Annotated in this window: 12 protein-coding genes; all 12 read left to right on the plus strand. The window is 43.6% G+C overall.

Annotated features, from left to right (window positions below):
- Positions 1-57 precede the first annotated feature (57 nt).
- The 12 genes from HMPREF1863_RS07000 to HMPREF1863_RS07050 are packed head-to-tail and all read left to right on the plus strand — an operon-like array spanning position 58 to position 12,139.
- Positions 58-813: a hypothetical protein gene (locus tag HMPREF1863_RS07000; protein ID WP_068369125.1), complete on the plus strand. Its 756-nt coding sequence runs from the start codon at positions 58-60 to the stop codon at positions 811-813.
- A gap of 38 nt (positions 814-851) precedes the next feature.
- Positions 852-1,346: a crossover junction endodeoxyribonuclease RuvC gene (gene ruvC / locus HMPREF1863_RS07005; RefSeq protein ID WP_068369128.1), complete on the plus strand. Its 495-nt coding sequence runs from the start codon at positions 852-854 to the stop codon at positions 1,344-1,346.
- Positions 1,347-1,353: 7 nt separating this feature from the next.
- Complete coding sequence (gene ruvA, locus HMPREF1863_RS07010) at positions 1,354-1,944, plus strand: Holliday junction branch migration protein RuvA (RefSeq protein WP_068369132.1); 591 nt, start codon at positions 1,354-1,356, stop codon at positions 1,942-1,944.
- Between the two features lie 9 nt (positions 1,945-1,953).
- On the plus strand, positions 1,954-2,964 hold the full coding sequence (gene ruvB / locus HMPREF1863_RS07015; protein WP_068369135.1) for a Holliday junction branch migration DNA helicase RuvB: 1,011 nt from the start codon (positions 1,954-1,956) through the stop codon (positions 2,962-2,964).
- The gene (locus HMPREF1863_RS07020; protein WP_068369138.1) at positions 2,961-4,199 is read left to right on the plus strand and encodes a SpoIID/LytB domain-containing protein; all 1,239 of its coding nucleotides are present in this window, start codon (positions 2,961-2,963) and stop codon (positions 4,197-4,199) included. The genes ruvB and HMPREF1863_RS07020 overlap by 4 nt, the downstream gene beginning before the upstream one ends.
- Before the next feature lie 12 nt (positions 4,200-4,211).
- Positions 4,212-5,243, plus strand: a complete 1,032-nt coding sequence (gene queA / locus HMPREF1863_RS07025) for a tRNA preQ1(34) S-adenosylmethionine ribosyltransferase-isomerase QueA (RefSeq protein ID WP_068369141.1) — start codon at positions 4,212-4,214, stop codon at positions 5,241-5,243.
- Positions 5,240-6,361: a tRNA guanosine(34) transglycosylase Tgt gene (tgt, locus tag HMPREF1863_RS07030; RefSeq protein WP_068369144.1), complete on the plus strand. Its 1,122-nt coding sequence runs from the start codon at positions 5,240-5,242 to the stop codon at positions 6,359-6,361. Before queA ends, tgt begins: the two co-directional genes overlap by 4 nt.
- A gap of 9 nt (positions 6,362-6,370) precedes the next feature.
- Positions 6,371-6,700 carry a preprotein translocase subunit YajC gene (yajC, locus tag HMPREF1863_RS07035; protein WP_068369147.1) on the plus strand — a complete coding sequence of 110 codons (330 nt, stop codon included), beginning with the start codon at positions 6,371-6,373 and terminating at the stop codon, positions 6,698-6,700.
- Positions 6,701-6,708: 8 nt separating this feature from the next.
- Positions 6,709-6,855, plus strand: a complete 147-nt coding sequence (scfA, locus tag HMPREF1863_RS08995) for a six-cysteine ranthipeptide SCIFF (RefSeq protein WP_083508566.1) — start codon at positions 6,709-6,711, stop codon at positions 6,853-6,855.
- A 47-nt stretch (positions 6,856-6,902) separates the two neighbouring features.
- Complete coding sequence (scfB, locus tag HMPREF1863_RS07040; RefSeq protein ID WP_068369150.1) at positions 6,903-8,264, plus strand: thioether cross-link-forming SCIFF peptide maturase; 1,362 nt, start codon at positions 6,903-6,905, stop codon at positions 8,262-8,264.
- Positions 8,261-9,982, plus strand: coding sequence for a single-stranded-DNA-specific exonuclease RecJ (gene recJ, locus HMPREF1863_RS07045; protein WP_068369153.1), 1,722 nt, complete (start codon positions 8,261-8,263; stop codon positions 9,980-9,982). The genes scfB and recJ overlap by 4 nt, the downstream gene beginning before the upstream one ends.
- Complete coding sequence (locus HMPREF1863_RS07050; protein ID WP_068369156.1) at positions 9,983-12,139, plus strand: RelA/SpoT family protein; 2,157 nt, start codon at positions 9,983-9,985, stop codon at positions 12,137-12,139.
- Positions 12,140-12,142 lie beyond the last annotated feature (3 nt).

The raw sequence follows: 12,142 nt of genomic DNA on the forward strand, positions 1-12,142 counted from the left end.
TTCTGGTGAAGTCTTATCGTCTTTATGGTAAAATGTTAGACGATAAGGAGGAGAAGCATGTCGCAAAACAGTTTACAAGCACAAAATAAAATTGTAGATTTTGTCGATGTAAAATCGAAGCTGATGCATCGGTTTTTATACCATTGTGACAGCTCGGCCATGCAAATTCTCCTCAACTTATATGATTTGGAAGAAAAAATTCACAATATTTTTCCATCCTATGTATCGATGAAAAATTTAAAGAGAGATATCCTTTATTTTTTAAGGAGAAAAGACAATCGCTCTCTTTTTGCCGGCAGTTTAACCGATGCTATTTACGATGATGTCAATCGCTTTGAACTGGCAATGTATTTAGCAGGCTACAGACAGGGATTAAACGAAGTAGCGAAAGCCAATGAATTAGAAGTTCTAGCATTGGAAGAATTTGATATAGGCTCTATGTTTGAACGTAGAATTTTATATCAATACGACATTCGATGCGACGCCGTCGAAGCATTTTACAAACGCTGTATTGCTAGCCATGTTCACGGCTACGGCGAAGATCTCGTTAGGGAGCAGGCGGCTCGTTTTTCGAGATATATCTTGAAACGTAAAGTCTACACCCTAAACCACTATGTAGATCGCCAACTGCAGGTGAATTTTCAATCGCCGAAAAACCCTTATAGGGAATCGAATTACACCTTGAGCCAGCAAGAGCTTGCCGGTTTGAACCGTAAGCTTAAGAAATTTATATACCGTGACGGATTGCGAATCTATTGTTCCGCGTATTGGTGCGGAATTAATGATCTGGTCTTAAGACGTTATCATCCGTAAGTAAAGGGCTCGCAAGAGCCTTTTTTTTAAGGAGTTTTATGAGAGTATTGGGAATCGATCCGGGCCTAGCGACTATGGGCTACGGAATAGTTGATGTAGAAGGAAATCGATTAAGGGCTGTAGAATACGGCACAATCGAAACTGCGAGTACCACAGAGTATTCGAAACGACTGTATCAATTATATGAAGAGCTTACGCATTTGATTCGCGAATCCAAGCCCGATGAAGTGGCCATGGAGGAGCTCTTCTTCAATAAAAATATTACGACCGCTATTTCGGTTGCCCAGGCGCGAGGCGTGGAGATTTTAGCCTGTATGCGTGAAGGATTGGAAGTATATGAATATACACCTTTGCAAGTAAAACAGGCCATTACAGGCTACGGTCGTGCGGAAAAGCGGCAAGTTCAGGAAATGGTAAAGATGTATTTACATCTTCCCGAAATTCCCAAGCCCGACGATGCAGCCGACGGATTGGCCATTGCCATCGTCCACAGCCATTCCATGAAAAGCAAAGAGAAGTTCAAAATAAAGTAGGTGGAGAATGATCGATCGTATAATCGGAAAAGTGGTAGATAAAAGATCAGACCATATTGTGGTGCAAGCAGGGGGATTGGGTTATGCCGTTTATCTGCCGATTATCGGTATCAGCCGAGTTCCTTTAGGTGAGGATGTTTTGCTCTATACACATTTGCAAGTACGAGATGATGGTTTTATGCTCTACGGTTTTAATAATGAAAAAGATCGGGAACTTTTCCACCTTCTGATTACCGTATCGGGAGTAGGTCCGAAAGTAGCTATCGGTATTTTAAGTGGCTACGAATCTGAATCCATTATCAGCTTTATTCGCAACGAAGATGTAAGGAGCTTAATGAAGGCGCCGGGCATCGGCAAAAAGACGGCGGAACGCATTTTACTTGAATTAAAAGATAAGGTCGACGGATTCGAAGTAAGCGGAGAGCTTGAAGCGGCAGCGCCTTTAGCGACGACCAGTGCTCAAGATGAGGCATACGACGCTTTAATGAGTCTTGGTTATTCCGCCAACGAAGCAAAATCCGCTGTTTCTGAAGCCGAAGGCGACGAGGTGGAAGAAATTTTAAAATCAGCGCTTAAAAAGCTTTCGATTAATCGATAAGGGGGGAGCATGGAAGAGGAACGTTTAGTCTCGCGCACAATTTTACCGGAAGAAGATCGAGTAGAAACGGCTTTGCGTCCAAGTTTTCTTTCCGAGTATATCGGGCAGGATGCGGCAAGAGAAAAATTGGAAATATTCATCGAAGCTGCGAAACGACGGGGTGAGGCTCTTGACCATACGCTTTTGAGTGGTCCTCCGGGCCTCGGTAAAACGACGCTCGCCAATATTATCGCCAATGAAATGGGCGTCAATATTCGCGTTACGTCGGGACCTGCTATTGAGCGGCCGGGAGATCTTGCAAGTATTCTCACGAATTTAGAAGAACACGATGTGTTGTTTATCGATGAGATTCATAGAATTCCACGAACGGTGGAAGAAGTATTGTACCCCGCCATGGAAGATTACGCTTTGGATATTATTGTCGGGAAGGGTCCTTCCGCTCGATCGCTGCGTCTCGATTTAAATCACTTTACCCTTATCGGTGCCACGACGCGATCAGGGCAATTGGCATCGCCCCTTCGCGATCGTTTCGGCGTCTTATTGAATCTCAAGCTTTACGACGAAGAAAGTTTACAGCGCATTTTACTAAGATCGTCTCAAATTTTAAATATCCCTTTAAGTACTTCAGGCGCCATGGAAATTGCACGACGCAGTCGGGGAACGCCGCGTATCGCCAATCGACTCTTAAAGCGAATCCGCGACTTTGCCGAAGTGTGTAAAGATGGCTTGATCGATGAAGAAGTGGCAGGGGAAGGTTTGAAACTTTTGGACGTAGACGCCTTCGGTCTCGACGAGTTGGATCGGCGAATTTTAAAAACCATGATATTGGATTACGACGGACGACCTGTTGGGATCGATACGATCGCCGCCTCCATCGGGGAGGAGAGAATCACCATCGAAGATGTGTATGAACCTTACTTGCTTCAAATCAACTTTATTCAACGAACACCGAGGGGTCGAGTGGCTACTCGCAACGCTTACGATCATTTAGGCATTCCCTTCAGAAAGGATGAGCAATGAGAAAAGTTTTAGGTTTACTAATGGCAGTTTGTCTATTGGCATTTGGTCATGTAATACATGTTCAGGCGGCAGGCGAGCCCATTCACGTAAAAATTGGTCCCAATCGCAGTTCAGTTACCCTTTCATCCCCAAGCGGAATTTATAAAAACGGTCAATTTCTCGGAAACAGCGCCACTTTATCGGCAGGAAATGTAGTAGGCAGTGATGATTTTTCATCTCCTATCGGTTACTTAAGTGTGCAGGGGAAAAACTATCGCGGATCCATTCGCTTTATTCCTATGGGCAGCAGCTTAGCCACCGTCAATATTGTAGATGTCGAAGATTATGTTAAGGGGATTATACCGAAAGAAATCGGCGCTTCCACTACAATGGAGGCCCTTAAAGTGCAGGCGGTAATTTCCAGATCCTTCGCCTATGCCAATTGGAATAAATTTGAAAAACAGGGCTACAATCTCGACGACACTTCCGCCTCTCAAGCTTATGCCGGCATGAGTGTGGAAACTAAAAATACTAACCTCGCCGTTGACGAAACGAGAGGCCAAGTACTCTATTACGGAAATGAAGTAGCCAATACGATCTTCCACGCCACCAGCGGCGGCATGACCGAATCAATTGAAGATGTTTGGGGCGGAAATGGCGTTCCCTATTTAAAATCTATGGCTGATCCTCATTCCGTTAAAACCCACAACAGTCAGTGGAAAGCCACTTATAAAAAATCCGAACTTAATCGTATATTCTCTGAAGTCGGGGATGTGCGCGCCATTCGCGTCATCGACAGAAGCAGCAGCGGTCGCATTAAGCGTCTTGCAGTGGAAGGTTCCCGCGGCATAAAGGAAATGACGGGCAATCAATTCCGTATGCGCATGGGATCTGTAAGATTTAAGAGTACGGATTTCCAAATGAGTGCTCTTGAAACGCCGATGCAAGAGACGACAGGTACTGCGATTACGGCAAACGGCATGACGCCCATTACACAACAACACGCCATCACATCGGAAGGCCTTGTAGCCGTTGCGGGACAAAATGTACTGACTGCCAATGGCATTCAATCTGTGGATACGCAAAAACAACCGGGAGATTCCCTTATGGATATTTCTGGCGATACCACATTCTACGGCAGAGGCTATGGCCATGGTGTAGGTCTGAGCCAATACGGCGCCATTAATATGGCGAAGAAGGGCATGGGTTACCGCGAAATTCTCGCCTATTACTATCCGGGAACCCATATTCAGTAGAGAAAGGACATTATGAAGACAAATGATTTTTACTACGATTTACCGGAAGAATTAATCGCACAGCATCCGGCGGAAAAACGCGACGAATCCCGTTTATTGCATTTAAAAAGCGACGGGAGCTTCGAAGATCTTCACTTTAGAGACATCGTAAACTTTATTAAGCCGGAAGATGTGTTGGTTATAAACAATACGAAAGTATTGCCTGCGCGCATTTTCGGTTCTCGTCCGGGAAAGGATGAGCACATAGAGGTATTGCTCGTTAAGGAACTGGACAAAGATCTTTGGCAGTGCATGGTACGCCCTGGAAGAAAAATGAAACAGGATACGATCATCGAATTTCCTCACGGACTGTCCGGTAAAGTTGTAGATATTTCGGAAGACGGTCTTCGTTTGATTCAATTTCATTACAATGGAGTTTTTCTTGAAATTTTAGAAAAACTTGGCGAAATGCCATTGCCCCCCTATATTCATGAAAAATTAGAGGATAAAAATCGCTATCAAACGGTTTATGCAAAGTATGAAGGATCTGCCGCAGCGCCTACGGCAGGTCTTCACTTTACACAAGATTTGCTTCAAAAGATTCGCGAACAGGGAACCGAAATCGCCGAAATCACCCTCCATGTAGGTCTCGGTACTTTCAGACCGGTAAAGACCGATACCATTGAAGATCACCATATGCACAGCGAGTATTATCGCATCGACGAGGAAGCGGCTCGAAAAATCAATAAGGCAAAAGCTAGAGGGGGACGGGTTATTGCCGTAGGTACCACGTCCATACGCACTCTTGAAAGTGCCATGGCAGCTATGGGTGAAATTAAACCGATTGCTAAAGAGACGGATATTTTCATTTATCCCGGCTATCAGTTTAAAATCGTCGACGCAATTATTACCAACTTCCATTTGCCGGAATCGACGCTTATTATGCTCGTTTCCGCTTTTGCAGGAAGGGATGTTATTTTAAATGCCTATCGACATGCAGTGGAAGAAAAATACCGTTTCTTCAGCTTTGGAGACGCCATGTTTATAGAATCGAGGAAAGAATGAAATTTACCGTAACCCATGAATCGTCTAATACAAAGGCGCGCAGAGGTGTATTGGAAACAGCACACGGCACAATCCAAACGCCGATTTTTATGCCGGTGGGTACACAGGCTACAGTGAAAACTATGACGCCTGAAGATTTAGAATCTATGAACGCTCAAATTATTTTGTCCAATACCTACCATTTATTTTTGCGCCCCGGAACGGACATTATCGCAAAAGCGGGGGGACTCCATAAGTTTATGAATTGGGATAAGCCCATTCTCACCGATAGTGGAGGATTTCAAGTTTTTAGTCTTTCTCATCGCCGAAAAATTACGGAAGAAGGAGTTATGTTCAGGAGCCATATCGACGGCTCCAAACAATTTTTATCCCCTGAGAAGAGCATGGAAATTCAACATATTCTAGGGTCGGACATTATGATGGCCTTTGACGAATGTGCACCCTATCCTGCGACGAGGGAGTACATTGCCCATTCCAGCGATCGCACGACCCGTTGGGCAGAACGTTGCAAGATTTATCACAATAATAAAGAAGGACAGAATCTTTTCGGCATCGTTCAGGGTGGAATGTACAAAGACCTAAGAAAAAAAAGTGCTGAAGAGCTCGTATCCTTAGATTTTCCCGGATACGCTGTAGGCGGTCTTTCCGTTGGAGAACCTATTGAATTAATGTGCGATGTTTTAGACTATACCACCGATTTTATGCCTAAAGACAAGCCCCGTTATTTAATGGGCGTCGGGACACCGGATTATCTTTTTGAAGCGGTGGAACGTGGCATCGATATGGCGGATTGCGTCTTGCCGACGCGAAATGCGAGAAAGGGTACGGTCTTTACCGCACATGGGAAATTGGTCATAAAAAATGCACGATATGCCGAAGATTTCCTTCCCCTGGATCCGGAATGTGATTGCTATGTATGTAGAAACTACTCCCGCGCTTATATTCGCCATTTATTTAAAGCGAATGAAATCTTAGGGCTCAGACTGGCAAGTTACCATAATCTTTATTTCTTGCTAAAGTTAATGGAAAATATTCGTACCGCCATCGAAAATGACAGCTTTTTGTCCTTTAAAGATGACTTTTACGCTAAATATGGTTATAATAATATAAACGGATAGGAGGTTTGTATGGAATTCGGAACTGGAAATTCGATGATCCCTACGTTGATTTCCGTCGTCCTCATGATCGCAATCTTTTACTTTGGAATTATTCGCCCGAATAAGAAAAGAGAAAAAGAAACGCTTGAAATGATGGAAAAACTTGCGGTAGATGATGTCATCCAAACGATTGGAGGCATTATCGGTAAAATTGTTCAGGTAAAGTCTGATGTGGTGATTATCGAAAGCACCGGCATGAAGACGCGACTTGAAATTGCCAAATGGGGAATTAAATCGGTTATAAAACCGGGACACCGCAAGAATACGGAAGAAACCAAAGAAGCTAAAGAAACAGAATAGGAGTTTGTATGAAATACATAAAGACACTTACGAAACGTTCGCTACGTAAAAATCTTGAAAAAGCCGGTTGCGGCGAGTGCCAAACATCTTGTCAATCCGCCTGCAAAACATCTTGTACAGTAGGCAATCAAAAGTGCGAAAATAAGGAACGATAAAAAGGTTGTGGGGCTCCCACACCTTTTTATTTTAGAAAGGGAAATTTGTGCGTAACATTCATCGTTTTAAGGGAAATGGTCAATTTGTTTTACTGGACGTGGCATCGGGATCGGTACACGTCGTAGATGAAATGATTTTTGATATGGCAGCGGATCTTTTAGATTTATCCAAAGAAGAAATTATCGATAAATATAAAGATCGCTACGATCAAAAAGCATTAGCTGAAGGATACGACGAGCTTTATTATTTAATGGAAGAGGGTTTGCTCTATTCTAAAGATGAACCGGTAGATTTAAGCGGATTCAATCCGAATTGCCATATTAAGGCCATGTGCCTTCACGTTTCCCACGACTGCAATTTGAGATGTGCTTATTGTTTTGCATCTCAAGGGGATTTCCACGGAGATCGCATGATGATGGACTTGGAAACCGGTAAAAAGGCATTGGATTTCTTACTTGAAAACAGCGGTAATCGCTATAATTTGGAAGTAGACTTTTTCGGCGGCGAGCCCATGATGAACTTCGACGTGGTCAAACAATTAGTGGATTACGGCAGGGAAAGGGAAAAGGAATATAACAAACATTTTCGCTTTACCATGACCACCAACGGCGTCTTATTAAATGACGAGAACATCGAATACCTAAACAGAGAAATGGCCAATGTGGTACTGTCTCTGGACGGCAGAAAAGAAATCAACGATCCTATGCGCCCCACGGTTAACGGAAAGGGAAGTTTCGACACAATCGTTCCGAAATTCCAAAAGCTTATCGCCGGAAGAGGGGATAAGGATTACTACATTCGCGGCACCTTTACCAATCATAATCTCGATTTCTCAAAAGATGTGATGCTTTATCACGATCTTGGCTTTCAAAAGACGAGCATGGAGCCTGTGGTTACGGATCCAAACGAAGAATATGCCATTCGCAAAGAGCACTTGGACCAAATTCTACAGGAATATGAAAAGCTAAGTGAAGAGTACCTTCGCATCCGAAAAGACGATCCTGATTTTCTCTTTTTCCACTACATGATCGATCTTTCGGGAGGTCCCTGTGCTTACAAAAAAAGTATTGGATGCGGCGCGGGAAGCGAATATGTAGCCGTAACCCCGACGGGAGAAATTTATCCCTGCCATCAATTTGTAGGCGAAGAAGATTTCTTATTGGGAAATGTAAATGACGGCATCGTCAATAAGGAATTACAAAAACAATTCCACGAAGCCGACGTCTTCCATAAGGATGCCTGTACGGAATGTTGGGCAAAATATTTCTGTAGCGGAGGCTGTCACGCCAATGCTTATCACAATAACGGCACGATCTATGAGCCATTTGATGTAGGCTGTCAAATGGAACGAAAACGCTTAGAATGTGCCCTTACAGTTTATGCCAAGGAGTCTAGTGAAGTTGTATGAAATACTGGTCCGTCAAAAACAATCAACCACAAGAAACCATCGATTTCCGCGCATTAGGACTGACGGAATGGGAATATAGGGTTTTATTAAATCGCGGATTGGATACGAAAAATGCCATCGAGGAATACATTCATCCTTCGATGGAGCATATTGCATCTCCTATTACCATGAAAGATATGGTAAAAGCGGGTAATATTCTCCAGTCGGTTAAAGGCAAAGTGCGTATTGTCGGCGATTATGATTGTGACGGAACCATGAGTACGACCATTCTTTTAAAGGGACTAAAAGGCCTTGGTTACGATGTGGATTACGATATTCCTCATCGCAGAAAAGACGGTTACGGCATGCAGGTGGAAATGGCGGATGAGGCGGCAAAAGACGGCGTTGAGCTCATCATTACTTGCGATAATGGAATTGCACAATTTGATGCCATTCGACGCTGTAAAGAGCTTGGCATTAAAGTCATCGTCATCGACCACCATCAGGTTGTTAAAAAAGATGGCGAAGAAATCCTCCCTGAAGCCGATGCCATTATTAACCCTCATCAAGAACAATGTCGCTACCCATTCAAAGAATTATGCGGTGGCGCTTTGTCATATTATTTTATAAACTATTTATATACCATTTCCGGAAAAATAGAGGAATTAGATCTCGATTTAATAGGTTTTGCCGCCATAGCCACCATATGCGATGTCATGATTCTAAAGGGCGAAAACCGCAATCTAACCATCGCCGGTCTTGAACGTTTGAATCGAACCGATCATATCGGTTTTAATGCGCTTCGAGAAGCAGCCAGTATTCGAGGCGATGTTGCAGGATATCATATCGGTTTTATTATAGGACCTACAATCAATGCGGCCGGAAGGCTGGAGACGGCGAAGGATGCCGTGGAGTTGTTTTTAACCGACGACGAATCATTCGCGCAAAAAACGGCGATTTATCTTAGAGATTTAAATGCCAAGCGTCAAGCTCTTACGATCGAAGGAACAAAGCGCTTGGAAGCACAACTTCAAAGCCCGAAAGAGAGAGAACAGCTTCTCTACATTCTAAAAGATGAAACGATCGATGAAAGTATTGCCGGAATCATTGCCGGGAAGCTGAAGTCGAAATATAATCGCCCCTGCATCGTGATTACGAGAGGCGAAAACGGCTTAAAAGGCAGCGGACGCAGCATCGAAGCCTATAATATGGTTGAAAATATACGAAAGAGCGAGGAATATTTGACGAGTTTCGGCGGTCACGCCATGGCGTGCGGCTTAAGCTTAAATCGCGATCGCTTTGTTCCGTTTAAACTGGACGCGCTAGAAAAATGTGGCTTGAATGAGCGGGATCTAATTCCGCGCATTCGCCTCGATGCTATTGTTTCTATCGACAAAGTCAGCTTTGAAACGGTGTCGAGGTTGGAACGCTTTCAACCCTATGGAAACGGCAATCCTAAACCGCTTTTCGGTGCCACGGGAATTTACATCCGTGATTTTAAAATTTTCGGCAAAAATAAAAACGTGATCAAGTTAACCCTTCATTACAAGGGAAGAGATTACGACGGTATCTTATTTAAAGATGGCGACGAGTTTATTGCATTTACTCAAACTGCGAGACGGTCCGACGGCAGCTTGCTCGTCGATATAGCCTATGTGCCGACAATTGATACGTATAGAGATAAAAACACGCTTCAATTGCAAATTGAAGAACTGCGACTATCTAAACATGGTGATTAAATGATTCAAAAATTAATTGACAAGGTTCTATCTTATAATCCCGAAGCGGATATCGACATCCTTCGCGAAGCTTTTACGTTCGCAGAAATACACCACAAAGGGCAAAAACGTAATTCAGGAGAAGATTACATTATTCACCCCTTTTATGTGGCTTATATTTTAGCGGAAATGAACATGGATGTTTCGACGATTATCGCAGGTCTTTTACACGATACCATTGAAGATACCGGCGTTACATACGACGAAGTTAAAAATAAATTCGGAGGAGAAGTCGCCGATTTGGTAGACGGCGTCACGAAATTAAAGATGCTTTCCTATCAAACGAAGCAGGAGAAGCAAGCCGAAAATATTCGGAAAATGGTTCTCGCCATGGCGAAAGACATTCGGGTCATTATCGTTAAGTTTGCTGACCGCCTTCATAATATGCGAACATTGGAATATATGACGCCTGCCAAAAAACACGATAAAGCTCTGGAAACCATTGAAATCTATGCGCCTTTGGCAGATCGCCTCGGTATGAGCCGTGTAAAGAGCGAGCTGGAGGATTTATCTCTACGCTACCTCGATCCGGAGAACTATTACAAGCTCGTGGACATGATCAACAAAAGACGCAGTGAGCGGGAAGAACTTATCGATCATTTGATACGTGACATTTCCAATCAATTAAAGCGCACGGGTATAGCGGCGGATATTACGGGTCGGCCTAAGAATTTTTACAGCATCTATAAAAAGATGATGAAAAAAGGCAAGACCTTTGAAGAAATTTACGATCTTCAGGCTATCCGCATCCTCGTAGACGATGTAAAAGATTGTTACGGTGCATTGGGCGTCGTCCATACGATGTATAAGCCGATTCCCGGACGTTTTAAAGATTATATTTCCATGCCGAAGCCTAACAAATACCAGTCCCTTCATACGACGGTTATCGACGACAATGGAGAAACTTTTGAAGTTCAAATTCGGACTTGGGAAATGCATAAGACGGCGGAATATGGGATTGCAGCACACTGGAAATATAAAGAAGGCGCGAAGAAATCGACGTCCTTTGATGAAAATCTCACCTGGTTGCGCCAATTATTGGAATGGCAAAAAGACTTAAAAGATCCCAACGAGTTTATGGAAACTCTGAAGGTGGACTTTTTCGCCGACGAAGTTTTTGTATTTACACCTAACGGCGACGTTATCAATTTGCCGGATAATTCAACGCCGATCGACTTTGCCTACCGCGTGCACACGGCAGTAGGGAATACCTGTGTCGGCGCCAAAATTAATGGTCGCATTGTGCCTTTGAGTCATAAACTTAAAAACGGAGAAATCGTCGAAGTCATTACCAATAAAAATTCGGAGCCTTCTCTGGATTGGCTTTCCATCGTCGCCAGTCCCCAAGCTCGGACAAAAATCAGACAGTATTTTAAAGTGAAAGATCGCGATAAGAATATTGCCAAAGGTCAGGTGATGATCGAGCAGGAAATTAAACGCATAGGCTTAAAACCGAATGAAGTTATTCGCGAAGACTGGATGGAGGATGTCAGAGAACGACTAAAATTTGATAACCTCGACGATCTATACGCTCAAATAGGCTATGGCAGCATGAGCGTGCGCCAAGTCACGGCGAAACTTACGGAACATTATAAAGAAGAGATGCAGCTTTCCCATCCTGCATCATTCGATACGGATGAATTTACGACGTCGTCACGGCCGGATCATCGCAGTACAGGCGGTGTTATCGTCAGGGGGATAGACAATGTAAAAGTACGTATTGCCAAGTGCTGTACACCGGTTCCCGGAGATGAAATCGTCGGTTTTATTACCATGGGACGCGGCGTAAGCGTTCATCGATCCGATTGCATTAATCTAAAAAATAATATGAATGAAGAACGGCTTATCCCCGTTCGTTGGGATATAGATGAACAGGAAACCTATAGTGCGGAACTTGAAGTACGAGCAGACAGCAAGAGCAATGTACTCGCTGATATAGCCAATCGGATTCATGATGCCCGTCTCGATATTCAAAATCTATCTGCCAGAGAAAACAAAGAGGGAATGCTCGTAATTCGTACTACCGTCCGTATTCACCACATTGAAGAATTGCAACGGTTGATTAAAAAGCTTGAAAATATTCAGCATGTCATAGAAGTCTATCGCGTAAGCGGTTAAGGA

Origin of the sequence: Aedoeadaptatus coxii, from assembly GCF_001553115.1 — a bacterium.
Classification (GTDB): Bacteria; Bacillota; Clostridia; order Tissierellales; family Peptoniphilaceae; genus Aedoeadaptatus; species Aedoeadaptatus coxii.

Excerpts from the sequence above, each read along its gene's own strand:
- ruvC (WP_068369128.1), top strand. The coding sequence starts at position 852 with ATGAGAGTATTGGGAATCGATCCGGGCCTAGCGACTATGGGCTACGGA.
- queA (WP_068369141.1), top strand. The coding sequence starts at position 4,212 with ATGAAGACAAATGATTTTTACTACGATTTACCGGAAGAATTAATCGCA.
- HMPREF1863_RS07020 (WP_068369138.1), top strand. The coding sequence starts at position 2,961 with ATGAGAAAAGTTTTAGGTTTACTAATGGCAGTTTGTCTATTGGCATTT.
- ruvA (WP_068369132.1), top strand. The coding sequence starts at position 1,354 with ATGATCGATCGTATAATCGGAAAAGTGGTAGATAAAAGATCAGACCAT.
- recJ (WP_068369153.1), top strand. The coding sequence starts at position 8,261 with ATGAAATACTGGTCCGTCAAAAACAATCAACCACAAGAAACCATCGAT.
- HMPREF1863_RS07000 (WP_068369125.1), top strand. The coding sequence starts at position 58 with ATGTCGCAAAACAGTTTACAAGCACAAAATAAAATTGTAGATTTTGTC.
- HMPREF1863_RS07050 (WP_068369156.1), top strand. The coding sequence starts at position 9,983 with ATGATTCAAAAATTAATTGACAAGGTTCTATCTTATAATCCCGAAGCG.
- yajC (WP_068369147.1), top strand. The coding sequence starts at position 6,371 with ATGGAATTCGGAACTGGAAATTCGATGATCCCTACGTTGATTTCCGTC.
- scfA (WP_083508566.1), top strand. The coding sequence starts at position 6,709 with ATGAAATACATAAAGACACTTACGAAACGTTCGCTACGTAAAAATCTT.
- ruvB (WP_068369135.1), top strand. The coding sequence starts at position 1,954 with ATGGAAGAGGAACGTTTAGTCTCGCGCACAATTTTACCGGAAGAAGAT.
- tgt (WP_068369144.1), top strand. The coding sequence starts at position 5,240 with ATGAAATTTACCGTAACCCATGAATCGTCTAATACAAAGGCGCGCAGA.